We start from the raw sequence: 24,011 nt of genomic DNA, 5'->3' as shown, positions 1-24,011 counted from the left end.
ACGACGGAGCCCCGTCCCCTCTCGCAGGGGGCGGGGCTCATTCGTGTCGTCAGGCGGGGCGGGCGGACTCGACCACGAACGGGGTGCCCTGCTGGCAGGTGGTCATCATGCCCGGTTCGGGACGGCCGGTGACCTCGACCCGGGCGCCGGCCTTGAGCACGTCGCGGGGGCCGCCGACGAGCAGGTGGCCGTCGAGCAGCAGGCAGTTCGGCTCGACCCCGGCCTGCACGGTTCCGGTGATGACGGTGCCGCCGACGCCCGGCGGCGTCGACGGGCCGCCCTTCCAGGAGGGGTCCGGCCGGCTCGGGCCGGTGCCGGGATCGGGCTGGCTGGTCACCGGGGCGGCTCCCGTCGTACTCGGGCTGGGGCTGGGATCGGCGGACCCGTCGCCGGGTGCGGCGCAGGCGGTCAGCGCGAGGCCGGCGAGCAGTGCGACGAGCACCGTACGAGGAGTCTTCATGGTCGGTTGGACGCGGCGGACGGCCGTTGCGTTCCCGTCAGCCGCGCGCCGCGGCGGCGGCCTTCATGTCGCGCTTGAGTTCCTGCGGCAGCGAGAACGTCAGCCGCTCGTCGGCGGTGGTGATCTCCTCGACGTCGCCGAAGCCGCGCTCGGCCAGGTGCGCGAGCACCTGCTGGACCAGCTCGTCCGGGACGCTCGCGCCGGAGGTCACACCCACAGTGCTCGCCCCGGCCAGCCAGGCGTCGTCGATCTCGTGCGCGAAGTCGACCAGGTGCCCGGCGCGGGCGCCGGCGTCCAGCGCCACCTCGACCAGCCGGACCGAGTTCGAGGAGTTGCGCGAGCCGACCACGATCACCACGTCGCACTCGGGGGCGATCTCCTTGACCACGTGCTGGCGGTTGGAGGTGGCGTAGCAGATGTCGTCGCTGGGCGGCGACTGGAGCAACGGCAGGCGCTTCTTGAGCCGGGCCACGGTCTCCAGCGTCTCGTCCACCGACAGCGTGGTCTGGGACAGCCAGACCACCTTCTCCGGGTCGCGCACGGTGACCTTGTCGACGCCGTCGGGGCCGTCGACGAGCTGGATGTGGGCGGGCGCCTCACCGGCGGTGCCGATGACCTCCTCGTGCCCCTCGTGCCCGATGAGCAGGATGTCGTAGTCCTGCGCGGCGAACCGCCGGGCCTCGTGGTGCACCTTCGTGACCAGCGGGCAGGTGGCGTCGATCGCCCGCAGCGAGCGCTCCTTGGCCTGCTCGTACACCTCGGGGGCGACGCCGTGGGCGGAGAAGATGACGGTGGCGCCCTCCGGCACCTCCTCGTTCTCCTCCACGAAGATCGCGCCCTGGGCCTCCAGCGTGCGCACCACGTGCTTGTTGTGCACGATCTGCTTACGCACGTAGATCGGCGCGCCGTAGAGCTTCAGCGCCTCCTCGACGGTCTGCACCGCCCGGTCCACGCCCGCGCAGTAGCCGCGGGGGTTGGCTAGGAGCACGCGCTTGCCGGTCCGGGGAGTCGTCTCAGCGTCAGTCACCCGCCCATCGTACGTGGCGCTCTCCCGTGCGGCAGCGGCCGCGAGGCGCGCGCGGGCGCTGTCGGTCCCGGGCCGTAGGGTGGGCTGGTGAGCGCGGGAGAGGACGGGCAGAGCAAGCCGGACGGGCAGAGCAAGCCGGACGGGCGGAGCACGGCCGAGGAGCCGTGGCCGGTCCGGGTGGTCAGCCAGAAGGTCGGCGCCTGGATCGCCCGCCTCGGCTGGGTGTGGGTCGACGGCCAGGTGGCGCAGATCAGCCGCCGTCCCGGCGCGAGCACCGTCTTCCTCACGCTGCGCGACCCGTCGGCCGATCTGAGCCTCACCGTCACCACGAACCGCGACGTGCTGGACGCCGGCGCGCCGGAGCTGCGCGAGGGCGCCCGGGTGGTGCTGCACGCCAAGCCCGAGTTCTACGCCGCGCGGGGCACGCTCAGCCTGCGCGCCGACGAGATCCGCCAGGTCGGCCTCGGTGAGCTGCTGGCCCGGCTGGAAAAGCTCAAGAAGCTGCTCGCCGCCGAGGGCCTGTTCGACCGGTCCCGCAAGCGGCGGCTGCCGTTCCTGCCGGGCCGGGTCGGCCTGATCACCGGCCGCGCCTCGGCGGCCGAGCGGGACGTGCTGACGAACGCCCGCCGCCGCTGGCCCGCCGTCGACTTCCGCACGATCAACGTGGCGGTGCAGGGGCCGAGCGCGGTGCCGGACATCGTCGGCGCACTGAAGGTGCTCGACGCCGATCCGGCGGTCGACGTGATCGTCATCGCCCGGGGCGGTGGCGGCATCGAGGATCTGCTGCCCTTCTCCGACGAGACGCTGTGCCGGGCGGTCTTCGCCTGCCGCACGCCGGTGGTCAGCGCGATCGGCCACGAGACCGACGCGCCGCTGCTGGACTACGTGGCCGACGTGCGCGCCTCCACCCCGACCGACGCGGCCAAGCGCATCGTGCCGGACCTGACCGAGGAGGTCCGGTTGATCGGCCAGGCCCGGTCCCGGCTGGAACGGGCCGTTCGCCACCTGGTCGACCGGGAGCAGCACCGGATCGACCTGCTGCGCTCCCGCCCGGTGCTGGCCCGGCCGCAGGTGATGGTCGAGCAGCGGGCGGTGGACGTGTCGGCGCTGCGTGACCGCGCCGGCCGGTCCCTGGAGCACCGGCTGCGGGGGGCCACCGACGACCTGCGGCACACGCTGGCCCGGCTGCGCGCGCTGTCCCCGGCCGCGACGCTGGAGCGCGGCTACGCGATCGTGCAGCGCGCCGACGGCCACGTCGTCCGCGCGGCCTCCGAGGTCGCCAAGGGCGATCCACTGCGGGTACGCCTCGCCGAGGGCGAGCTGACCGCCACCGTCGACGGCTGAGGAAAGAGAGACGATGACCGGGACGAAGGACGAGCAGCTCAGCTACGAGCAGGCCCGCGCCGAGCTGGCCTCGGTGGTGGAGAAGCTGGAGGCCGGTGGTACCTCGCTGGAGGAGTCGCTGGCCCTCTGGGAGCGCGGCGAGCAACTCGCCGGGGTGTGCCAGCGCTGGCTGGACGGCGCGCGCGCCCGTATCGACGCCGCGCGGCAGCGCGCCGAGGACTGACGGTGGGGTCCGGCGTGATCGCCGAACCCCACCGCGGAGGTCAGTTGAACAGGTTGTACAGCTCGGCGGGCGCCTCGACGACCTGGTCGGCCGGGGGCTTCTGGGCCGCCGACGCGTTGCCGTAGTCGGTGTAGGTGATCTTCAGGTCCTGCGCGGCGTTCTGCCCGGCCGCCGGGATCTTGAGCACCATCTCGCTGAGCCGGCCCTGCGTGTCGACCTTGGCGGTGAACGGCACGGACTGGGCCTGCGCGCCGAGCGCGGTGATCACGGCCGGGTCGAGCGAGCCCGCCTCGGCGGCCTTGGACACGTCGACGGTGCCCTCGTACGTGCCCTCGCCGGTCTGCCGTACCTCGGTGATGCCCTGGGTGAGCACGGCGCTGCCGGCCGGGTCGAGCTTCTCGAAGTCGAAGCCCAGCGCCCGGTTGCCCTTGATCCGGTTCTGGTCGAGGTGGTGGTACTTGCCGGTGTTGAGGTTCTTCACGCCGGGGATCTGGGTCGCCGCCGTGCCGCCCAGCTCCAGCTTCACCCAGCTGTCCGGCTTGGCGTGGATCAGGTCCAGCTTCATCATCAGGTCTGACGACGGGTCGCCGATGGTCATCCGCATGTCGGCGCTCTGGCTCGGCTCGTGCACCTGCCCTTCGGCGGTGGAGCCCGCGCCGGTCATGGTGAACTTGAAGTTCCCTTCACGGATCGCGTTCGTGGAGTCGAGCAGGGCCTGCTTGGCCGCGCTGCTGGACGCCGTGGCGCTCGGTGCGACGCTGCCGGAGGCGCTCGGGGTCGAGGAGGCGCCGGAGGTCGTCGCGTCGCCGTTGCAGGCCGCCAGGCCGGGAATGAGCAGCGCCGCGGCGAACGCGGTGGCGCTGAAGCGTCGTATCTTCACGTCAACCTCTCCAGGTGGGTCGTCCGGGCTCGATGTCCCTTCTGTTCCCGGAAGCGGGGATCCGCAATCCCGCCTCACCCGGAGGGAGGACGTCAGCGCAGTGACGTGGCGAGCCTGCGCAGCTCCGTCTCCCCGGCGTCGCCGACCACGATCACGGTGCGGTTCGGCTCCAGCAGGACGAGCGCCTGCTCGTTGCCGCGGGCGGTGTAGCGCTGCCAGCTCAGCCCGTCGGGCAGGTCGGCCGCCCCCTGCGGCCGGCCCTCACTCAGCTCGGCCGGGAGGAGCTTCTCCGCCGGGACGTTGCTCTCCACGAGCTGCGCGCCGCGGCCCTCCGGGGTCACGTACCCGATCCGCAGCGTCGAGCCGTCGGCCTCGGTCCGGAAGCGGGCGTTCACCGTACGCCAGTCGTCGCCCAGACCGGTCGGCGCGCTGACCGGGAAGACGTTCGCGGAGCGGGCCTGTTCCAGCGCGGGCGCCGGGTCGACGGTGACCGGCGAGTCGCCGCCGAGGAAGCCGCGGTAGAAGGCGAGCAGCAGCGCGATCGGGACCAGCAGGATCAGCAGGGACAGCGCCATGTCCTTCGGCGACCGCTCGGAGCGGGCCTTCTCCTTACCGGCGGGCGGCGCGGGCGTGTCGCCCGCGGCGGCCGGTTCGCCCTGCTCCGCGACGAGTGCGGGCTGGCCCTCGGGCGGGGTCGGGCCGCCACCCGGTCGGACCGGTGGCTGGCCGTCCGGCGGGGTGGCGTCGGTCGGTGCGCGGTCGGCAGGCTGTGCGGCTTCCACCCGGCCATTGTCGCAGCCCGCCGGGAGGCGTGATCCTGGCCTCCTCCGCCCCGCCGGGACCGCGAACCTGAGATCGTGTGAGGATCAGCGACAAAACCGGCGGCGACGACCGCCGGTCCCACCCCGCAACGTCGCGAGGAGGCCGCCATGACAACCACCAGGACGCGGACGCCCCAGGATCTCGACCGCAACCTCGCCCTCGATCTGGTACGGGTGACCGAGGCCGCGGCGATGGCCGCCGGCCGCTGGGTCGGCCGGGGCGACAAGGAGGGCGGCGACGGCGCAGCGGTCGACGCCATGCGCAAGCTGATCAACTCCATCCCGATGCGCGGCGTCGTGGTGATCGGCGAGGGCGAGAAGGACAACGCGCCGATGCTGTTCAACGGCGAGGAGGTCGGCGACGGGACCGGCCCCGAGGTGGACGTGGCGGTCGACCCGATCGACGGCACCACGCTGATGAGCAAGGGCATGCCGAACGCGCTCGCCGTGCTCGCGGTGGCCGAGCGCGGCGCGATGTTCGACCCGAGCGCCGTCTTCTACATGGAGAAGCTCGCCGTCGGCCCGATGTACGCCGACGTGGTCGACATCAACGCCGGGGTGGCCGAGAACATCCACCGGATCGCGAAGGTCAAGGGCACCGACGCCGCCGAGGTGACCGTGTGCGTGCTGGACCGGTCGCGCCACGACGACCTGGTCAAGCAGATCCGGCGTACCGGGGCCGGGATCCGGTTCATCTCCGACGGCGACATCGCCGGGGCCATCGCGGCGGCCCGCGGCGAGTCGGACGTGGACGTGCTGATGGGCATCGGTGGCACCCCGGAGGGCATCACCGCCGCGTGCGCGCTGAAGTGCATGGGCGGCATGATGCAGGCCAAGCTCTGGCCGAAGGACGCCGAGGAACGCCGCAAGGCGCTGGACGCCGGGCACGACCTGGACCGGGTGCTGTTCACCGACGACCTGGTCACCGGCGACAACTGCTTCTTCGTGGCCACCGGCGTCACCTCCGGCGACCTGCTGCGCGGCGTGCGTTACCGCTCCGGTGGCGCGTACACCCAGTCGATCGTGATGCGCTCCAAGAGCGGCACGATCCGGGTGATCGACTCGTACCACCGCCTGGAGAAGCTCGCCCTCTACTCGGCCGTCGACTTCGACGGCCGCCCGCTGGCCGAGCAGGAGTGAGCCCGGCGGCGTCCCGCCCCCGCCCCTAACGGGCGGCGGGGGCCGGGGCGCGCAGGCCGGAGACCATCTCGTCGACGACGCGGTCCAGCGGCGTCGCCTCGATCCCGAACGTGCTGGTGGCGGCGCTGGAGTCCATCACGAACGGCGCGGCGAACTGGTGCGCGGTCTCCCGCATCTCGCGGGCGAACGGGTCGGCCAGGCCACCGAGCCAGAGCACCGGGTAGGGCATCCGGGCCAGCCGTGGCGACGCCACGCCGGCCCGCTGCGCCGCCCGCTCGGCCAGGTGCCGCATGGGCACCGGCGGCGGGCTCGGCACGTGCCAGGCCCGTCCCCAGGCGCGCGGGTCGGTCGCGGCCGTGACGAGGGTACGGGCGACGTCCGGCACGTACGTCCAGGTGTGCGGGGCGTCCCAGTCGACAGGCAGGAACACCCGCTGCCCGGCGAGCACCTTGGGCAGCACCATCATGGGCAGCGAGTTGCCGCCGAGCCCGATGTAGTCGGAGCCGCGGACCTCGGTGACCCGGGCCCGGCCGGCGCGGTGTGCGTCCAGCGCGTCGGCCCACATCCGGTTGCGGACGCGGCCCTTGACGCCGGTGGCGGCGAGCGGGGTCGCCTCGGTCATCGGCGCGTCGACCGGGCCGTACCCGTAGAGGTTGCCGACCGTGGCGAGCACGGCGTCGCTGCGCTCCGCGGCGGTGAGCAGGGCGGCGGCCAGCGGCGGCCAGTCCGTCGCCCACCTGTGGTAGGCCGGGTTGGCGCAGTTGTAGAGCGCGGCCGCGCCCTTGGTCAGCTCGGTGAGCCGGTCCGCGTCGGCGGCGTCGGCGGCCACCAGTTCGACCGCCCGGTGCTCCGGGCCGGTGCCGCGCCGGGTGACCACCCGTACCTGCTCGCCGCGCTCGGCGAGCAGGTCGGCGGTGGCGGTGCCGACGGGGCCGGCGCCGACGATCACATGCAGGGCCATGACAGATCCACCTTTTCTGAAGCAGTTGTCCGAAGCGAGAGCACCGCTCTCGAAACAGAGCATGACTCAAATGCAGGTCGACGTCAAGAGCAGTGCTCTCTCTTTTGATTGCTGCTCTCATCCGTGGCAGAGTGAGGGCATGGTCGCTCCCTCACTGCGCGCCCGGGTCCGCGCCGGAATGATCGAAGAGATCAAGACGGTGGCCCGCCGCCACCTGGACACCGACGGCGCGAACCTCTCGCTGCGCGCGGTCGCCCGGGACCTCGGCATGGTCTCCTCGGCGATCTACCGCTACTTCCCCAGCCGAGACGACCTGCTCACCGCGCTGATCCTGGAGGCGTACGACGCGCTCGGCGACGCGGTGGAGGCGGCCGACGCCGCCGCCGACCAGGCCGACCTGCGCGGACGCTGGCTCGCCGCCTGCCGGGCCGCCCGCGCCTGGGCGCTGGCCCACCCCGCCGAGTACGCGCTGCTCTACGGCAGCCCGGTGCCCGGGTACGCAGCCCCCGACGAGACCATCGTGCCGGCCCAGCGTCCACCGCTGACGCTGATCGGCATCCTGCGCGACGGGCTGGCCACCGGCCGGCTCGCCCCGCCCGACCAGGAACTGCCCGAGCCGCTGCGCGGCGACGTGGCCGAACTGGTCGAGCAGATCGGCATGGACGTGCCGCCCGCGCTGCTGGCCCGCGGCATGGCCGGCTGGACCCAGCTGTTCGGGCTGATCAGCTTCGAGCTGTTCGGCCGGATCAACCGGGCGCTGCCGCACCGCGACGAGTACTTCGACCACCAGATCGGCCTGATGGCGGACCTCATCGGCCTGCCCTGACGCCGGGTCAGCCGGGCCGCGAGCCGTCCACCGGGACCGCCGGCGGGTACGGCGGCTCGTACGGCGGTCGCCACGGCCCGATCAGCCGGGCCGCCCGCCAGCCGAGCAGCAGCCCTGGCACCGTGCCGAGCACGGCGAGCACGACGGCTGTCCCGGCGTACACCGGTCGGCCGTGCAGCCATCCCACCATCGCCGCCCCGGCCAGCGCCGCGGTGAGGCCCGCGGCGGCCAGCACCTCGGCGACCCACCGGCCGGGCGCCGCCCGCAGATCGCGCGAGACGAGGGTGAGCACCGCGGCGCCCAGCAACAGCGGCACGACGACCAGCGGAGCCAGTCTGACCAGCGTGGTGTTCTCGCTCGTCCAGACCGCGAACAGCAGCATCGCGATCAGGACCTGGAGCGCGCCCTGGAGGACAGGCAGCGACGAGCCGTGACCGGACGCCCGTCCGGCCCCTGTCCGGGCGACCAGAAGCACCAGCACGACCAACGCCGGCACCAGCAGCAGCGCACGGACCGTGTCGTCGTAACGGTCCCCCGGCGAGATCATGCCCAGCGGCGGCGGCTCCCCTTCCCACCGGCCACCCGGGAAACCGATCCGCTGCCACCTGCCGGCGACGTCACGCAACGCGAAACCGTCCCGGGCGTTCGCCACCAGCACCACGTGTCCGCCACCGGGGACGTCGAGTACGGCGAGGTCCTGACCGGTGATCCGTTTCCCGTCCGGCCCGGCCTCCTCGTAGCGGGCCTTCAACAACTCCCGCTGCTTCTCGGGGATCTCCCAGGACAGTCGCCAGGTCCGTCCGGCGTCGTCGCTCTCCTCCACGCGGATCCGGCCCGACGCCACCCGGTAGCAACGCTGGGGCGTGGCGGCAACGCACACCGGGTGGTCCGGTCCGATCCTGGTCGGCACGCGCTTCCACAGGGCCTCCTGCTCGGCGTCCACCGGGTCGCGCCACGTGACGCCGGCGTCGTCGCTGATCCGCCACCAGGTGGGGATGCCCTCCTCCGCCGACATCGGGCCGGTGGCGGCGCCGGCGGCCAGCCGACCGTCGACCACCTTGGTGGCGACCGCGTCGGGGCGCTCGATCGGGCTCGTGGCCGCCACCGCGACGAGCGCCGCCGGCAGCAGCACGACCAGCCGGACCAGCCGGGCGGCTCGGTGCCCCACCGGGTCCCGCCGTGCCGCCTTCCACGTCCACGCGGCCACCGCGAGCGCCGGCAGGGTGAGCAGGTCGGTCCGGTCGGCCCGGATCAGCGACGGCCCGCTCACCACGCTCCACAGGCCGGAGGCGGCCGTCGCGGCGTACCCACTGCTCTTGACCAGCGCGAAACCGGCACCGACCGAACCCAGCGCGAAACCGGCGACGGCCCGGGGCCGGAGCCCGGGCACGGCCAGCGTCACCAGCACCGCCACCAGCGGCGGCGCGAGCACCAGCCCGGCGACGTCGCTCAGCTTGCCGGTCACCAGGCCCGGAAAGGCCGCCTTGAACACATGGTCGTTGAGCACCAGCACGATCAACGAGAGCACGGTTCCCGGATGACCCAGCCAGGCGAGCGAAATCCGGGCACCGTCGGGTGCTGTCGACTCGGAGGGGCGCATCCGTCCATCGTGGGCGCGGACAGTCGCGCTCCGGCCACGGAACGGTGAGGATGCGGCGTCAGGTGCCGTCGGAGGAGTGACCGGGGAACAGGTGCGCGGTCGGGTCGATGACGACAGCCGCGTTGTTCACAGCCGTGGCCGCCTCGCCGAAGCCGGTGGCGATCAGGCGGACCTTGCCCGGATATTCGGTGATGTCGCCGGCGGCGAACACCCGGGGCAGGTTGGTGGCCATCGCGCTGTCCACCACGATGTGCCGCCGGTCGATGTTCAGCCCCCACTCGGCGAGCGGGCCGAGGTCGGCGGTGAAGCCGAGCGCGGCCACCACCGTGTCGACCGGCAGCGTCTCCGCCTCGCCGCCGCGTACGGTCAGCTCGGCGCCGGTGACCGTCTCCTCGCCGTACAGGCGGCTCACCTCGGCGTTGACGACGATCCGCACCGGCAGCGCGCGGACCCGCTCGATGGTGGCGGCGTGCGCCCGGAAGCGGTCCCGCCGGTGCACGAGCGTCACCGACCGGGCCAGCGGCGCGAGCGTGGCGGCCCAGTCGAACGCCGAGTCGCCGCCACCGACGATGAGCACGTGCCGGTCGGTCAGCTCGGCCGGCTGCGGCACGAAGTAGACGATGCCGCCGCCGGTGAAGCTCTCCGCGACCGGCAACGGCCGGGGCGTGAAGCTGCCGAGCCCGCCGGTGACCAGCACCGCGCCGCAGCTCAGCTGCTCGCCGCCGGCCAGGCCGAGCACCGGCCGGCCGTCGAGGTAGGACAGCTTTTCCGCGCGTACGCCGAGCTGGTAGTCGGGGTGGAACGGCGCGGCCTGGGCGACCAGGTTCGCGACCAGCTCGCGGCCCTTGATCGCGGGGAAGCCGGCGACGTCGAGGATCAGCTTCTCCGGGTACATGGCGGTGATCTGACCGCCCGGCTCGGGCAGCGCGTCGATGACCGACACGGAGAGCCCGCGGAATCCGGCGTAGTAGGCGGCGAAGAGCCCTGCGGGACCGGCCCCGATCACGGCGACATCGACCTCGCGCATGGCTCACCGTCACTTTCCGTTTCGGGATCAACCCTCGCTGATGCCGAAACGGTAGGCGGGCGGGTGGCCGCGGGCAAGCATGTCCCGGGGTCTGATCAACGCGCCGTCAGGGCAGCGTCATCCTCGGTGAGCCGAGGTGGTCGGTGTCGCCGGTGTCCCTGCGGCGGCGGAACAGGATCGCCGCCACGACGCCGCCGAGCAGCCCGAACAGGTGGCCCTGCCAGGAGACGCGCTCGTCGGTGGGGAGGATGCCGAGCAGCTGCCAGCCGTAGAGCAACCCGACGAGCAGGCCGACGGCGAAGTTCCACCAGCTCCGCTCGACGACGCCCCGGGTGAGCAGGATGCCGAGGTAGCCGAAGATGACGCCGCTGGCGCCGACCACCACCGAGTTGGGTGAGCCGGTGAACCAGACGCCCAGGCCGCTGACCAGGATGATGACGGCGGTGGACCAGAGGAACCGGCGGGTGCCCGCGGCGAGCACGAACGTGCCCAGCAGGATCAGCGGGATGCTGTTGCTGTAGAGGTGGTTCCAGCCGGCGTGCAGGAACGGCGAGAAGAAGACACCGTCCAGGCCCTGGATCCGCTGCGGGATGATGCCGGCGGTGTAGTCGAGGCCGAGTCGCAGGCCGACGTCGAGCGCCTCGATGAGGAACAGCACCGGCACGACCGCGCACATGGCGACGAAGGCCCGGCCGAGCGCCGCGTAGAACGCATCGGTGCCGAACCGGTGAGGGTCGCCGCCGCGTGGGCTGTCAGGCCAGGTCACCTACCAAGAGCTATCAGTAAAAGTGGCGGGCCGCCAGTCGGGGCCGGGTACGACGACGGCGGGGCACCCGGTTCCGCCCGGGTGTCCCGCCGTCGTCACGACGTCAGTACCAGCCTGAACTCTGCGACTTCTGCCAGGCGCCGCACGGGGTGTCGTACCGGCCCTTGATGTAGCCGAGACCCCACGTGATCTGGGTCGCCGGGTTCGTCTTCCAGTCGTCCGCGACCGAGGCCATCTTGCTGCCCGGCACGGCCTGCGGGATGCCGTAGGCCCCGGAGGAGCTGTTGGACGCCTTCGGGTTCCAGCCGCTCTCCTTGGTCCAGAGCTTGTCCAGACACGGGAACTGGTCGATGCCGAAGCCCTTGTCGAGCATGACGGCGCAACCGATCTTCCGGTTGCCGCTGTACTCCGCGCACGAGGACGGGATCGGGCCGTCGTACGGCTTGATCTTCGTCTCGCTCTCCGCCGCCTCCCGTTCCTTCTTGCGGGTGGCGGCGGCCGCCTCGGCCTTCTTGGCCCGCTCGGCGGCCTCCTTCGCCGCCGCGGCGGCACGCAGCTTCGCCTGGTACTCGGCGGCACGCTGCCGGGACGAGTCCACGCGGTGGTCGGACAGCCGTTCGCGCTGGTACGCGTACTCCGCCTGGTCGACCTCCAGGCCGACCTGCGCGGTCAGGCCCTGCTGCTGGGTCTGGCGATCCTCGCCCAGATAGAAGCCGCCGGCCACGCCCACGGAGAGCAGTGCCACAGCGGCGGTGCGGGCGCCGAACCGGCTCCACAGCCGACTCACGAAGTTTCCCTTCGTCGGGGGCAGGGACGCGGCACGCGTGGCCTACCGGGCCGCGCCGAGGTGCCGCGAGCGCTCCGGTACCGGTGTGACTGCGGGGCGTGCATGGCTCCCGAGTGGTCGGTGACGCTCGATGGACACCATTGCGCACAGTGAGGCCGGTGGGAAATGGCCGGGCCTAAAAGTGATCTGCGTCACCCTTAAAATCAGGATAAAGTGGGGCAAAAGCGGCGGTCAGCCGGGGATGTCCTCCAGTAGATCGGTGACCATAGCGGCGATCGGAGAACGCTCCGATCGGCTGAGCGTGACGTGCGCGAAGAGGGGATGCCCCTTCAGCGCCTCGATCACCGCCGTCACCCCGTCGTGCCGGCCGACCCGCAGATTGTCCCGCTGCGCCACGTCGTGGGTGAGCACCACCCGCGACCCCTGACCGATCCGGGACAGCACGGTGAGCAGGACGCCCCGCTCCAGCGACTGCGCCTCGTCGACGATGACGAACGCGTCGTGCAGGCTCCGGCCGCGGATGTGGGTCAGCGGCAGCACCTCCAGCAGCCCGCGCGAGGTGACCTCCTCCAGCACGTTCTCGTGCACCACCGAGCCGAGCGTGTCGAAGACGGCCTGCGCCCACGGCGACATCTTCTCCGACTCCGACCCGGGCAGGTAGCCGAGTTCCTGGCCGCCGACCGCGTACAGCGGACGGAACACGATCACCTTCTTGTGCCGGCGCCGCTCCATCACCGCCTCCAGGCCGGCGCAGAGCGCCAGCGCGGACTTGCCGGTGCCGGCCCGGCCACCGAGCGAGACGATGCCGATCGACTCGTCCAGCAGCAGGTCGAGCGCGACCCGCTGCTCCGCCGAGCGGCCGTGCACGCCGAACGCCTCCCGGTCGCCCCGGACCAGCCGGACCGTCTTGTCCGGCAGCACCCGGCCCAGCGCCGAGCCGCGCCCCGAGTGCAGCACCAGACCGGTGTGGCAGGGCAGGCCCGCCGCGGCGTCGACGTCGAGCGTCTCGCCCGCGTACAGCCGGCCGATCTCCTCCTCGGACAGGTCCAGGTCGGCCATGCCGGTCCAGGTCGGATCGCTGGCCTGGCCGTGGCGGTACTCGTCGGCGCGCAGGCCGACCGAGGCCGCCTTCACCCGCAGCGGCATGTCCTTGCTGACGAGCGTGACCTCACGCCCCTCGGCGGCCAGGTTCAGCGCCACGGACAGGATGCGCGCGTCGTTCGACTCGTTGCGGAAGCCGGGCGGCAGCACCCCGTCGTCGGTGTGGTTCAGCTCCACCCGCAGCGTGCCGCCCTGCTCGTTGGCGGGCACCGGCCGGTCCAGCCGGCCGTGCCGTACCCGCAGCTCGTCGAGCATGCGCAGCGACTGACGGGCGAACCAGCCCAGCTCGGGGTGGTGCCGCTTGCCCTCCAGTTCGGAGATGACCACCAGCGGCAGCACCACCTCGTGCTCGGCGAAGCGGTGGAACGCCGCCGGGTCGGAGAGGAGGACCGAGGTGTCCAGGACGAAGGCCGGGCCGGCTGGTCGGGGCTCCTCGGCCTCGACAGCGGCGCTGCGGCGGCTGCGGGTGGTCCGGCGGGTCTGGGCGGTCGAGGCCGGGGTCTGCTGCTCGGCTCCGGCGGGGGTACGGCGAGTGGTCACAGGCCTGCTCCGCGGATGGGCACCCGGCCACCCGAGTTCCGCCTCTTCCGGTGCCCGGAGGACACGGGGTCGGATGCGGGCCCCGTGTGCGAGGACGCAGGTCCGGGCTGTCCGGCTGGCCCGGGAAAACCCCGCGCCATGCCTAGACGCTAATCGCCGCGGGGCCGCGGGGCTAGAGGTGCGCGTGGATCATCGCGTGCCAGTCGCCGGACGTACACCTGTTCGGGTGACGGGCGGACCGGAACCGGCCGGGATGCATGCCCCCTGCGCGCATCCCGGCCGGTCGCCCACGGGCGGCACCGCGTCGCGGTGCGGGCCTCAGCCCGGCCGCCGCGCCAGCGTGCCGGCCCTCGGCCCGGCGCCGGCCGCGCCGAACGACGATCCGGTGTACGTGGTGCCCGCCCGCCCCACCGCGCCGAGCTGGGCGGTGGCGGTGACCCGGACGGCCGGGGCGGAGCCGGACCGCACGGCGACAGCGGCCGGTACGGCGGTGCCGGCGAACGGCACGGCCGAGCGCCCGGCCGACGTCACCACTGTCGCGCCGGGGGCGGACAGCGCCGAGGCGATCGCGGCCTGGGCATCTCGACGGCGACGGTTCCAGGCGCCCCGGTCACCGTCGAAGTAGCCCTGCCGGTAGCCGAACCGGTAGCCGATGCGGTAGCTCAGCTGCCCGTGCAGGCGACCGGCCGCGTAGCAGGTGGAGCCGAGCACCAGGACGAGCACCACGGCGAGAAAAGGGGTCATCGCTCGTCCGTCCCGGGGAGTGGGTCGACCACCAGCAGGCGTTCCAGGTCGTCGGTGCTGACCTCCTCGACCAGCTCGACGCTGATCCGGCAGCCGTCGAGGATCACCTCGGCCACCGACGCCCGGCGGATCTCGCCGCCGGAGTCGTAGACCCGCACGCTCAGCTCGGGGCAGCCGAGGTGGGTACGCCAGGCGTCCCACTCCCCCCGGTCGCCGACGCTGAGTGAGAGGTACCGGCACCCGCGGGCGAGATAGAGACGCCAGGGGGCGCTCAGCCCTGCGGACACGCCGTCCGCGATCAGCCCGAAGGCCTGGGCACGGGTCGCGAGCTCGGTCACGAGACCCCCTCGGCACCCGCGGAGTGACGCATGTGAGCACTCGTCGTCTCAAGCACGTGACACACCGTAAGTTGTCTCATGAGCGTGACAGTATCAGCTTTTCAGACCTTTGCCGCCGTACTCGTGTCCATCTATTCTGCCCAGGTGACACCCCTCAGGAGCAGCACTGGATCGTTTACCGGAAAACCGCGATCACCGTCACGTCAGCGTGACAGCAGCGTGCCGAGACCGCCCGACGGGACCGACTGGCCGTACCGTCACGGGGTGACCGAGACGGCCAACGCGCGGAAGATCGCCTTCGCCACCTTCGTCCGACGTGCGCTCGACGACGCGCGAGCGCTGCGGGCCTGGAGCGGCACCGAGGTCTCCCGGCGCACAGGCGTCTCCCGCCAGACCATCAACCGCTGGGTCCGCGGCGACTGGGCCAGCGACCCGGAGGCCGAGCGGGTGGTCGCCTTCTGCGAGGGCCTCGGGCTCGATCCGGCCGCCGCCTTCACCGCGCTCGGCTGGGACCGCGCCGCCGGCCCACGGGCCACGCCCACCCCACCTCCGATGGACCCGGACGTGGAGGCGCTGCTGCGCCGGCTGGTCGACCCGACCGTGTCGGACGCGGAGAAATTCCACATTCGAGAAACCATTCGTTACCTCGCATATCGCCCGACACTGCCGGGCGGTGTCCGAAATAGGGGGAAACAGGCCGGGTAGTTCCTCAGATGGCGAAAGAACGGAAGGTCAGACCCGATCGTTTCGCCTCGGGGACGGATCGGACCCGCTAGCGTCCACGTTTGTACTGCTAGGGGCTCGTCATCGGCGGGGGGACGGGACACAGCCGAACCCAGCCCTGCGGGACAGAAGGAGGGGTCTGTCCATGACCCTGAAATGGTTGGCAGTCGTGGTCGCGGTGGTGTCGCTGACATCGTGCGTGACCGGCAACGTGGTGGTCGGCGTACTGGACGGCGGGCAGCTTCCCCTGGTCGTCAACCTCTTCGCGCTCACCACGGCCGGCACCGCGGTGATCCTCGCCGTCGTCGCCGAACTGCACGATCGTCTCAACGACCGGGTCAGCGCGCTCACCGAGTTCCTGGTGGCGCGGCTGAACGAGATCGAGGCGCACACCGGCGACCGCAACACCGGCTTCGTGGAGGGCTACCTGCTCAGCCACGGGCAGGAGGCGGCAGTGGTGCCGTTCGGGCGCCGGGGACGGGGAGCCGCCGAACGCTGATCCCCACGACATTCCCACGTCACATCTCGGCCACGAATACGCCGCCCGGCGCGGGGTACGCTGACGCGCGTGCCGCCGTTGAATCTGGGCAACCAGCAGCCGAAGACCCCGTTGAACGCGGAGCACGCCTGGCGTGCGACCGCCGATCGCGCACGGGACGTCGTTCTCTTCTTCGACTTCGACGGCACGTTGGCGCCGGTCGACGACGACCCCACGGCCGTCCGGCCCGCGCCCAACGTGCTCACCGCGCTGGAGGCGCTCGCCCCGCACGTGCGGCGGATCGCCATCGTCTCCGCCCGGCCGGTGGACTTCCTCCGCGACCACCTCGGCGGCCTCGCCGGAATCGACCTGTACGGGCTGTACGGCCTGGAGCACAGCCACTCCGGCGGTGAGACGGTCACCGAGCCGGCCGCTCTGCCGTGGGTGCCCACCATGTCCGAGCTGGCCGAGCAGGCCCGCGCCGAGCTGCCGCCGGGCGCGCTGGTCGAGTACAAGCGGCTCTCCGTCGCGCTGCACTGGCGTACCGCCCCGCAGCTCGGTGAGCTGGTGCAGGAGTGGGGCCGCGCCCAGGCCGAGCGGCTTGGCCTGCGCGCCCAGCCGGGCCGGATGGTGCTGGAACTCAAGCCCCCCGTCGACCGGGACAAGGGCATGGTGATCGGCGAGACGGTCCGGGACGCCGGCGGCGCCTGGTACTTCGGTGACGACGTCTCCGACATCAAGGCGTTCGCCGCGCTGCGCGCCCGCGCCGCCGCCGACCCCGGCTTCCTCGGGGTCTGCGTCGCCGTGGCCAACCCGGAGACCGGGCACGAGGTGGCCGACGCCGCCGACCTGACCCTGGACTCCCCCGCCGCCCTGGCCGAGTTCCTCACCGACGCCCTGCGCCACTTGACCTGACCCAGCTTTTCCGCGTCGATCTTGCACTTGCCGCCCCGACAAACGGGGACGAAAGCCGCGCACGCGGGGCCGGAAGTGCAAGATCGACGGGGAGGCGGCGGTCAGGTGCCGAATCGGCGCTGGCGGGTGGCGTAGGAGCGCAGGGCACGCAGGAAGTCGACCTTGCGGAAGTCGGGCCAGTTCAGCTCGCAGAAGTAGAACTCCGAGTGCGCGCTCTGCCAGAGCATGAAACCGGAGAGTCGCTGCTCGCCACTGGTCCGGATGATCAGATCCGGGTCCGGCAGCCCCTTGGTGTAGAGGTGCTCGGAGATGTGGTCGACGTCGAGCGAGGTGGCCAGCTCCTCGAGCGTGCCGCCGTTCGCGGCGTGCTCCGCCAGCAGCGAGCGGACCGCGTCGGCGATCTCGCGCCGCCCGCCGTACCCGACCGCGATGTTGACCTGAGCCCCGCCGTCGCGGTCCCGGGTGCGTTCCTCGGCGGCCTTGAGTGCGGCGGCGTGCTGCGCCGGCAACACGTCGAGCGCGCCGACCATCCGCAGCCGCCAGGGGTTGCCCTCCTCGGCCAGCTCGGTGGTGAGGTCCTCGATGATCTGGAGCAGTGGGTCCAGCTCGGCGGCCGGGCGGGAGAGGTTGTCGGTGGAGAGCAGCCACAGCGTGACGTGCCCGACACCGGCCGCGTCGCACCAGCGGAGCAGCTCCTTGATCCGCTCGGCGCCCATCCGGTGGCCGTCGTTCGGGTCGACGAAGCCCATCTCCCGGGCCCATCTGCGGTTGCCGTCGCACATCACGCCGACATGCGCGGGTACGGGCTTGCCCGCGAGCTTCGCCGTCAGCCGGCGCTCGTACACGGAGTAGAGGAGTTTCCGCAGAGTCATCACCTTGCAGGGTAGCGACCCGTGAGAAAGATCAGTGTCTCGGTGGCGTATCAGCCGACGGCGAGCCGGTCCGGCGCGGTCGCGGCACGTCAGCGGCGATCGCCGCGAGCGTGCGGGCGTCCAGCCGCCCGTCGCCGAGCCCCAGCTCCACCACGGTGCGGTAGACCCGCTCGTCGCGCCCGGCCGCGCCGACCACCGCGTCGACCACCCAGCGCCGACGCGCCAGCCAGGCCGCCGCCGAGCTGTGCCGCAGGTGGGTGCCGAGCCGGGCGCGCAGCGCGGCGGCGTACCCCCGGGCGGCCTCGGCCGGACTGCCGGCCGCCGCCGCGCCGGCCAGCGCCCCCGAGCGCAGCGCGTAGAAGATGCCCTCGCCGGTGAACGGGTTGATCAGCGACAGCGCGTCCCCGGCCAGCACCACCCGGCCCCGCCCGGGCGCCGGCCGGTGGGTGGACAGCGGCAGGTGGTGCGCACGCAGGCCGGTCACCGTGGCCGGGTCGACGCCGGGGAGCAGCGCGGCCATCCGGTCCAGCAGGTGCGCGCGGCTGAGCGGCTCGCCGCGCAGCACCTCCCCGTACCCGACGTTCGCGCGACCGTCACCGATCGGAAAGACCCAGGCGTACGCGGGCCAGCGCGCCGCCGAGGTGACGATGAGCTGTTCGGGCGGCCCGGGCGGGGCCGGCGCGTAGCCCCGGATGGCGAGCGCCAGGTGCCGGTCCGGGTTGACCGGGTGCCCGAGCGCGCGCCGGACCACCGAACCGGCGCCGTCCGCGCCGACCAGCGCCCGCGCGGACAGCTCACCGTCGAGCACCACCCGGTCGGGAGCGATCTCCACCCGGCGTACGGTGTGCCGCCGCAACTCCGCGCCGGCCGCCACCGCCGCCGCCACCAGGCGTGCGTCGAACACCTGGCGGGGCACCGTGTACGCGGGCCGGGGCAGCGTCCGGGCGACGGTGCCGCCACCGGGTGCGACCAGGCGCAGCGCGGGCAGGGGCGGGTAGCCGTCGACGGCCCCGGTCACGCCCAGCTCGTCGAGGACGTCCAGCGCGTGCGCGGCGATGCCGTCCCCGCACGCCTTGTCGCGGGGGAAGTCGGACCGGTCCAGCAGCAGCACCCGCGCCGCCCCGGCCCGTCGTGCGCCGAGCGCGGCGGCCGCTCCCGCCGGCCCCGCCCCCACCACCACGACGTCCCACACCCCCTCATCCTCCCCTGCCGGCCCCCACCCCGGGCATCAACGGGACCGGGTGGCCCGGTACAGCGACCAGACGCAGAGGGCTGCCGCCGTGACCAGCGGGGCGCCGTCGCGGATCAGGCCGTCGGCGCCGAGCAGCCACCAGCACAGGGGCAGGTCGATCGCGAGGACGCCGAGGGTGACGGCCACCAGGCCCTTCCGCGCCCACGCCTTGTCGCGCAGCAGGAACGCGGTGCAGAACAGGACGGCGTAGCTGACCGCGATGCCGGCGCCGAACCAGAAGATCAATGCCGGTACGGCGGCGAGCCGCCCGTCCAGCACGGCGCCGGTCGCCACCAGCGCCGGCACCAGCATCAGCGGGCTGTAGGTGAACGCCGCGACCCGGGCGGTGAGCAGCCAGCCGTTCGCCTGCGGACGCTTCGGCGTCATCTCCCGCCAGGCGATCGTCCCGCCCTCGACGACCAGGCCCTTGCGGTGCCGGACCAGGTAGGCGCGGATCGCCTCGGAACGGTAGAGCAGCAGCACCACGGCGACGCAGAGCGCGGTGAGCACGGCGAACCCGATCAGGCCGGGCAGCGCGGGCACCCCTTGCCGGGGCACGATCAGCCGCCCGACCGCGAAGATCGTGGTCACCGCCAGGATCAGCCCGAACGGCCGGGCGCCCACCCGGCCCTTGTTCACCTGCCCGATCAGCAGCAGGAAGCCGAGCGATCGGAGCATCGCCCAGCCGGTGCGTACGGCCAGACCGAACTCCTGCTCCGGGGCGTACCAGTAGTTGAGCAGCTCGACCACGACGGTGGCCGCCGCGGTCACGGCGAGCAGCGTGGTCAGCGCCCGGACGGCGGACGGCCGCCGGACCTCGACAGGTTCAGCGGCCGTCCTCATGGCATCCGATGTTGCCCGGCGCGGGCAACAGGCACACCTGTTACTTCTGCGGCTCCGCGTCGAGGCGGGCGCGCAGCGCGTCCAGCTCGGCCCAGAGCACGCCGGGGAGCTTGTCCCCGAACTTCTCGAACCACTCGGTGACCAGCGGCAGCTCGTCGCGCCACTCGTCCGCGTCGACCTTCAGCGCGATCCGGACGTCCTCCGGGGTCATGTCCAGACCCTCGACGTCGAGCGCGTCCTGCGCCGGGACCATGCCGATCGGCGTCTCCACCGCCTCGGCCCGGCCCTCCAACCGCTCGATGACCCACTTGAGCACGCGGGAGTTCTCGCCGAAGCCCGGCCAGAGGAAGTTGCCCTCGGCGTCCTTGCGGAACCAGTTGACGTAGTAGATCTTGGGCAGCTTGGCCTCGTCGCCGTCCGCGCCCTTGCCCATCTCGATCCAGTGCCGGAAGTAGTCGCCGGCGTTGTAGCCGATGAACGGCAGCATGGCCATCGGGTCACGACGCACCACGCCGACCGCGCCGGAGGCGGCGGCGGTGGTCTCCGAGGAGAGCGTGGCGCCCATGTAGACGCCGTGCACCCAGTCGCGGGCCTCGGTGACCAGCGGGATGGTGTCCCGCCGACGGCCGCCGAACAGGATCGCGTCGATCGGCACGCCGTTCGGGTCGTAGTAGTCGTCGGCCAGGATCGGGCACTGGGTGATCGGGGTGCAGAATCGGCTGTTCGCGTGCGAGGAGAGGTTCTCGCTCTCCGGCGTCCAGTCGTTGCCCTTCCAGTCGATCAGGTGCGCCGGCGGCTCACCCATGCCCTCCCACCAGATGTCGCCGTCGTCGGTCAGCGCCACGTTGGTGAAGATGGAGTTGCCGCGGTCCAGCGTCCGCATGGCGTTGGCGTTGGTCTTCCAGTCGGTGCCAGGGGCGACACCGAACAGGCCGTACTCCGGGTTGATCGCGTAGAGGCGGCCGTCCTGGCCGAACCGCATCCAGGCGATGTCGTCGCCGATGGTCTCGACCTTCCAGCCCGGGATGGTCGGCTCCAGCATGGCGAGGTTGGTCTTGCCACAGGCGGACGGGAAGGCGCCGGCGATGTGGTAGACCTTGCCCTCCGGCGAGGTGATCTTGAGGATCAGCATGTGCTCGGCCAGCCAGCCCTCGTCGCGCCCCATCACGCTGGCGATACGCAGCGAGTAGCACTTCTTGCCGAGCAGCGAGTTGCCGCCGTAGCCGGAGCCGAAGGACCAGATCTCCCGGGTCTCCGGGAAGTGCGAGATGTACTTCGTCTCGTTGCACGGCCAGGCCACGTCCTGCTGACCCGGGGCCAGCGGCGCGCCGATCGAGTGCAGCGCGTGCACGAAGTCGGCGTCGTCGCCCATCGCCTCCAGGATCGCCGACCCCATCCGGGTCATGATCCGCATGGAGGCGACCACGTACGGGCTGTCGGTGATCTCGACGCCGAACATGGGGTTCTCGGCCTCGATCGGACCCATGCAGAACGGGATGACGTACATGGTGCGCCCGCGCATGCTGCCGCGGTACAGCTCCGTCATCGTCCGCTTCATCTCGGCCGGCGCCATCCAGTTGTTGGTGGGGCCGGCGTCCGCCTCGTCGACGGAGCAGATGAAGGTGCGCTCCTCCACCCGGGCGACGTCCGTGGGGTCGGTACGCGCGTAGAACGAGTTGGGCTTCTTCTCGGGATTCAGCCGGATGAGGGTGCCGTTTGAGACGAGCTCGTCGGTGAGGCGGCGCCACTCCTCATCAGACCCGTCCACCCAGACCACGCGGTCGGGGGTGGTCAGTTCCGCGACCTCACGTACCCAGGCCAGCAGCTTGGGGTGGGACGTCGGGGCCTGATCGATACCCCGAACAGCAGCCGGAGCAACCATGTCACTTCTCCTTGTGGTCGACGCTGACCGATCTATGGGGTGCACGAGTTCTGGCGGGCAAGTACGCCGCCTCGTGGAAACCTGGGATTGGGCTCAGCGTAAACCGGACTGCCTCGCCAGTCAGTGGGACTGGTTGTGAAGAACTGCACAAGGTACGGCCACGCTGCGGCTTCACGATCTGATACCCGCTTTCGCGCGCAGTTTCACGCAAATCCTGCGGTGAACCTTCGACGGCCCGCTCCGCCCCCGGAGTGACCGCGACGCCCGATCGCGGGGAAGCGTACGAACATGTCGTGAAAGACGATTCCGTGATGGGCTCCACAGATTCACACAGCGGGTTACCCTCTGCTCACGGACATCGAGAACGGGCGACAGATCCCCGGCCCGGGCGGCCCGGCCGCGAGGGCCACGACGAAGCCGTCGTGGCCGACTCGCCGTTGCGGTCCGCCCGTGTACCCCACAACCGGTACTCTCGGCGGGTGGCCGCGACGATGACCGGGGACCAACCGGGGGCTCCGCAGACCCGTCGGGGTCCGATCGGAGCACTACTCGACCGTTTCGGTCACCTGATCCACGAGTTGAGCAAGTTCGCCACCGTCGGCGGCTTCGCCTTCGTGGTCGACTTCGTCCTCTTCAACTTCCTGTCCAGTGGCCGGGACATGCCGCCGCTCGCCGCGAAGACCATCTCCACGGTGATCGCGGCGACCGTCGCGTTCCTCGGCAACCGGTTCTGGACCTGGCGGCACCGGCAGCGCTCCAACCCGGCCCGGGAGTACGCGCTGTTCTTCTTCTTCAACGCGGTCGGTCTCGGTATCGCGGTGGCAAGTCTCGCGGTCAGCCACTACGGGCTGGGCGCGGTCTGGCCGGCGGTGTTCCAGACCCCGCTGGCCGACAACATCGCCAGCTTCATCGTCGGCACCGGCCTCGGGACGCTCTTCCGGTTCTGGTCGTACCGACGGTTCGTCTTCGTCGACGCGGGAACACCACCCGTTCCGGCAACGAGCCACGACCGAGAGTCCGGGGCGTGACGAACCGCCCATCCCGACCCGCCGGGCCGAGCCGGCCCAGCCCACTGCCTAAGGTGTTCCGCATGCCTGGAGTCCGTCTGCTGCCCGAGCGCTGGCAGAAGTTCATCCACGAGGCGCTCAAATTCGGCATCGTCGGCGGCATCAACACCGTCATCAATTACGCGGTGTTCAATGCCCTGGCACTCACGGTTTTCCGCGACGGTCAGCTGAAAGCGACTGTGATCGCGACGATTGTCGCCACGATCACGTCGTATCTGATGAATCGTCACTGGACGTACCGGGATCGGCCGAAATCGGCACTCCGGCGGGAATACGTCCTGTTCTTCCTTTTCAACGGCGCCGGCCTGGTCATCGAACTCGGCGTCCTGGCCCTGGCCAAGTACGGCCTCGGCGTACACGGACTGCTGGCGCTGAACGTCGCCAAGACCATCGGTGTCCTGCTGGCGACGCTGTTCCGCTTCTGGTCCTACCGCACGTTCGTCTTCCAGCCGGTGCCCAAGCACGCCGAGGAGACCTGGCACTCGGTGCCGCGTGACGAGTGGGACAACGTCGCCGAGATGGACCCGGTGGCCGAGCTGGCCGAGTCGGTGAGCGAGCTGGAGGAGGAGGAACCTCCCCCGGGCGCCGGGCGACCCGACTACGCGCCACCCCGGGGCCGTCCGGCACCTGCTGACGCCGGGCTCGGCGGCGCGCTCGGCGCCGACCTGGACGCCGAATTCGCCGCCGAACTCCAGCCCCGCCGCGCGCGCCGCTGACCGACGAAGAGGGCCGGCACCTCCGCTTCCGGGGGTGCCGGCCCTCTTCGGTCGGCGGCGCGGTCAGGGCTGGTCGCGCAGGGACTTGCCCTCGGCCATGTCGGCGAGGATCTCGCGCATCTCGTCGTCGCCCAGGCTGTGCTTGTCGTGGTGCGCCTCGACCAGCTCGTACAGCTTCGTCTGCACCCGGTCCACGCCCGGCACGTCGTGCAGCACCGACTGGCCGCGCTCACCCGCCGACTCGATGGTCAGCGTGCCGCAGCCGAGCAGCCGCTCCACGAAGCGCTGGTTCATGGCGTGGTCGTTGATCCGGGTCAACGGCAGGTCCCGCCGGTTGCGCGACAGCACCCCCTGCTGGAGCAGGACGCGCTCGTTTGTGAACAGGTAGTGCGTGGTGCGCCAGACCAGGAACGGCCACAGAGCCAGCCACAGCACCAGCGCCAGGGCGACCACCGCGAGGGCGTAGAGCGCGATGGTGCCGCCGCTGCCGTCGGGCAGCAGAATCCAGCCGGCGACGACTGCCGCGACGGCGAGCACGAGCACCAGGACCGGCCGGATCAGGGCCTTCCAGTGCGGGTGCAGGTGCAACACGACGTGCTCGTCCTCGGTGAGCACGTCTTCGGGGAACGCCACGGGGGAACCTCCTCGCAGAACAGGACGCGCTGACCGTAACCGGTCGGCGCATCCCGTCGGCATCGG

26 protein-coding genes are annotated in these 24,011 nt (G+C 71.9%); 9 read left to right on the top strand and 17 right to left on the bottom strand.

All coding sequences use genetic code 11. The features are described from left to right. Positions 1-49: 49 nt before the first annotated feature. Both J3R08_RS04065 and J3R08_RS04060 read right to left on the bottom strand, forming a co-directional pair. Positions 50-460: a hypothetical protein gene (locus tag J3R08_RS04065; protein WP_043326603.1), complete on the bottom strand. Its 411-nt coding sequence runs from the start codon at positions 458-460 to the stop codon at positions 50-52. A gap of 37 nt (positions 461-497) precedes the next feature. Continuing rightward, positions 498-1,487, bottom strand: a complete 990-nt coding sequence (locus J3R08_RS04060) for a 4-hydroxy-3-methylbut-2-enyl diphosphate reductase (RefSeq protein ID WP_064447666.1) — start codon at positions 1,485-1,487, stop codon at positions 498-500. Between the two features lie 87 nt (positions 1,488-1,574). Here J3R08_RS04060 and xseA point away from each other — a divergent pair, with 87 nt between their 5' ends. Continuing rightward, positions 1,575-2,831, top strand: a complete 1,257-nt coding sequence (gene xseA, locus J3R08_RS04055) for an exodeoxyribonuclease VII large subunit (protein ID WP_209960020.1) — start codon at positions 1,575-1,577, stop codon at positions 2,829-2,831. A gap of 13 nt (positions 2,832-2,844) precedes the next feature. Further along, complete coding sequence (locus J3R08_RS04050) at positions 2,845-3,054, top strand: exodeoxyribonuclease VII small subunit (RefSeq protein ID WP_064447665.1); 210 nt, start codon at positions 2,845-2,847, stop codon at positions 3,052-3,054. A 40-nt stretch (positions 3,055-3,094) separates the two neighbouring features. On the opposite strand, the gene J3R08_RS04045 is transcribed toward J3R08_RS04050, so the two are convergent. Both J3R08_RS04045 and J3R08_RS04040 read right to left on the bottom strand, forming a co-directional pair. Then, a complete protein-coding gene (locus J3R08_RS04045; protein ID WP_209960018.1) occupies positions 3,095-3,934 on the bottom strand; it encodes a hypothetical protein in 840 nt (279 codons plus the stop codon). 92 nt (positions 3,935-4,026) lie between these two features. Further along, positions 4,027-4,716 carry a DUF4245 domain-containing protein gene (locus tag J3R08_RS04040; protein ID WP_043326612.1) on the bottom strand — a complete coding sequence of 230 codons (690 nt, stop codon included), beginning with the start codon at positions 4,714-4,716 and terminating at the stop codon, positions 4,027-4,029. Between the two features lie 147 nt (positions 4,717-4,863). On the opposite strand from J3R08_RS04040, the gene glpX reads away from it, so the two are divergent. Then, positions 4,864-5,895 (top strand): class II fructose-bisphosphatase, encoded by a 1,032-nt coding sequence (glpX, locus tag J3R08_RS04035; RefSeq protein ID WP_043326614.1) that lies wholly within the window; start codon positions 4,864-4,866, stop codon positions 5,893-5,895. Positions 5,896-5,920: 25 nt separating this feature from the next. On the opposite strand, the gene J3R08_RS04030 is transcribed toward glpX, so the two are convergent. Further along, positions 5,921-6,856 (bottom strand): NAD-dependent epimerase/dehydratase family protein, encoded by a 936-nt coding sequence (locus J3R08_RS04030; RefSeq protein WP_209960016.1) that lies wholly within the window; start codon positions 6,854-6,856, stop codon positions 5,921-5,923. A 139-nt stretch (positions 6,857-6,995) separates the two neighbouring features. On the opposite strand from J3R08_RS04030, the gene J3R08_RS04025 reads away from it, so the two are divergent. Further along, positions 6,996-7,682 carry a TetR/AcrR family transcriptional regulator gene (locus J3R08_RS04025; RefSeq protein ID WP_113972034.1) on the top strand — a complete coding sequence of 229 codons (687 nt, stop codon included), beginning with the start codon at positions 6,996-6,998 and terminating at the stop codon, positions 7,680-7,682. Positions 7,683-7,689: 7 nt separating this feature from the next. Here J3R08_RS04025 and J3R08_RS04020 read toward each other — a convergent pair whose 3' ends face one another. The 7 genes from J3R08_RS04020 to J3R08_RS03990 form a co-directional block, all read right to left on the bottom strand. Next, entirely contained in the window at positions 7,690-9,282 is a 1,593-nt protein-coding gene (locus tag J3R08_RS04020) for a hypothetical protein (protein WP_209960013.1), read from the bottom strand. Between the two features lie 58 nt (positions 9,283-9,340). Then, complete coding sequence (locus J3R08_RS04015; protein ID WP_043326622.1) at positions 9,341-10,309, bottom strand: NAD(P)/FAD-dependent oxidoreductase; 969 nt, start codon at positions 10,307-10,309, stop codon at positions 9,341-9,343. A 106-nt stretch (positions 10,310-10,415) separates the two neighbouring features. Further along, positions 10,416-11,075, bottom strand: a complete 660-nt coding sequence (locus J3R08_RS04010) for a rhomboid family intramembrane serine protease (RefSeq protein WP_043326624.1) — start codon at positions 11,073-11,075, stop codon at positions 10,416-10,418. A 103-nt stretch (positions 11,076-11,178) separates the two neighbouring features. Further along, positions 11,179-11,862 carry a transglycosylase SLT domain-containing protein gene (locus J3R08_RS04005; protein ID WP_043326625.1) on the bottom strand — a complete coding sequence of 228 codons (684 nt, stop codon included), beginning with the start codon at positions 11,860-11,862 and terminating at the stop codon, positions 11,179-11,181. 231 nt (positions 11,863-12,093) lie between these two features. Further along, positions 12,094-13,503 (bottom strand): PhoH family protein, encoded by a 1,410-nt coding sequence (locus J3R08_RS04000; protein WP_043326627.1) that lies wholly within the window; start codon positions 13,501-13,503, stop codon positions 12,094-12,096. Between the two features lie 318 nt (positions 13,504-13,821). Next, positions 13,822-14,247, bottom strand: a complete 426-nt coding sequence (locus J3R08_RS03995) for a hypothetical protein (protein WP_064447659.1) — start codon at positions 14,245-14,247, stop codon at positions 13,822-13,824. Beyond that, complete coding sequence (locus J3R08_RS03990; protein ID WP_064447658.1) at positions 14,244-14,585, bottom strand: hypothetical protein; 342 nt, start codon at positions 14,583-14,585, stop codon at positions 14,244-14,246. The genes J3R08_RS03995 and J3R08_RS03990 overlap by 4 nt, the downstream gene beginning before the upstream one ends. 264 nt (positions 14,586-14,849) lie before the next feature. On the opposite strand from J3R08_RS03990, the gene J3R08_RS03985 reads away from it, so the two are divergent. The 3 genes from J3R08_RS03985 to otsB all read left to right on the top strand — a co-directional run bounded on the left by J3R08_RS03985 (position 14,850) and on the right by otsB (position 16,701). Continuing rightward, positions 14,850-15,290: a helix-turn-helix transcriptional regulator gene (locus J3R08_RS03985; RefSeq protein ID WP_030501268.1), complete on the top strand. Its 441-nt coding sequence runs from the start codon at positions 14,850-14,852 to the stop codon at positions 15,288-15,290. Between the two features lie 163 nt (positions 15,291-15,453). Further along, positions 15,454-15,807, top strand: coding sequence for a hypothetical protein (locus J3R08_RS03980; RefSeq protein ID WP_013284062.1), 354 nt, complete (start codon positions 15,454-15,456; stop codon positions 15,805-15,807). A gap of 69 nt (positions 15,808-15,876) precedes the next feature. Continuing rightward, positions 15,877-16,701, top strand: coding sequence for a trehalose-phosphatase (otsB, locus tag J3R08_RS03975; protein ID WP_043326635.1), 825 nt, complete (start codon positions 15,877-15,879; stop codon positions 16,699-16,701). A 101-nt stretch (positions 16,702-16,802) separates the two neighbouring features. Here otsB and J3R08_RS03970 read toward each other — a convergent pair whose 3' ends face one another. From J3R08_RS03970 to J3R08_RS03955, 4 genes are read right to left on the bottom strand one after another with little or no spacing between them, the layout of a single operon-like run. Continuing rightward, complete coding sequence (locus tag J3R08_RS03970; protein ID WP_043326637.1) at positions 16,803-17,573, bottom strand: isoprenyl transferase; 771 nt, start codon at positions 17,571-17,573, stop codon at positions 16,803-16,805. A 31-nt stretch (positions 17,574-17,604) separates the two neighbouring features. Next, on the bottom strand, positions 17,605-18,765 hold the full coding sequence (locus J3R08_RS03965; RefSeq protein ID WP_166455854.1) for a geranylgeranyl reductase family protein: 1,161 nt from the start codon (positions 18,763-18,765) through the stop codon (positions 17,605-17,607). A gap of 36 nt (positions 18,766-18,801) precedes the next feature. Further along, positions 18,802-19,647 carry a hypothetical protein gene (locus tag J3R08_RS03960; RefSeq protein WP_209960011.1) on the bottom strand — a complete coding sequence of 282 codons (846 nt, stop codon included), beginning with the start codon at positions 19,645-19,647 and terminating at the stop codon, positions 18,802-18,804. Positions 19,648-19,687: 40 nt separating this feature from the next. After that, complete coding sequence (locus J3R08_RS03955) at positions 19,688-21,529, bottom strand: phosphoenolpyruvate carboxykinase (GTP) (protein ID WP_043326644.1); 1,842 nt, start codon at positions 21,527-21,529, stop codon at positions 19,688-19,690. 491 nt (positions 21,530-22,020) lie between these two features. Between J3R08_RS03955 and J3R08_RS03950 the strand changes: the two genes are divergently transcribed. Both J3R08_RS03950 and J3R08_RS03945 read left to right on the top strand, forming a co-directional pair. Beyond that, complete coding sequence (locus tag J3R08_RS03950) at positions 22,021-22,557, top strand: GtrA family protein (RefSeq protein WP_043330644.1); 537 nt, start codon at positions 22,021-22,023, stop codon at positions 22,555-22,557. A gap of 62 nt (positions 22,558-22,619) precedes the next feature. Beyond that, complete coding sequence (locus J3R08_RS03945; protein WP_043326646.1) at positions 22,620-23,312, top strand: GtrA family protein; 693 nt, start codon at positions 22,620-22,622, stop codon at positions 23,310-23,312. A 63-nt stretch (positions 23,313-23,375) separates the two neighbouring features. Here the strand turns inward: J3R08_RS03945 and J3R08_RS03940 are convergent, their stop codons facing one another. Then, positions 23,376-23,945, bottom strand: a complete 570-nt coding sequence (locus tag J3R08_RS03940; RefSeq protein WP_043326648.1) for a PH domain-containing protein — start codon at positions 23,943-23,945, stop codon at positions 23,376-23,378. Positions 23,946-24,011 lie beyond the last annotated feature (66 nt).

This window comes from Micromonospora sp. HB375 (assembly GCF_017872985.1).
Taxonomy (GTDB): domain Bacteria; phylum Actinomycetota; class Actinomycetes; order Mycobacteriales; family Micromonosporaceae; genus Micromonospora; species Micromonospora chalcea.
This window is presented reverse-complemented; position numbering and strand designations above follow the sequence as displayed.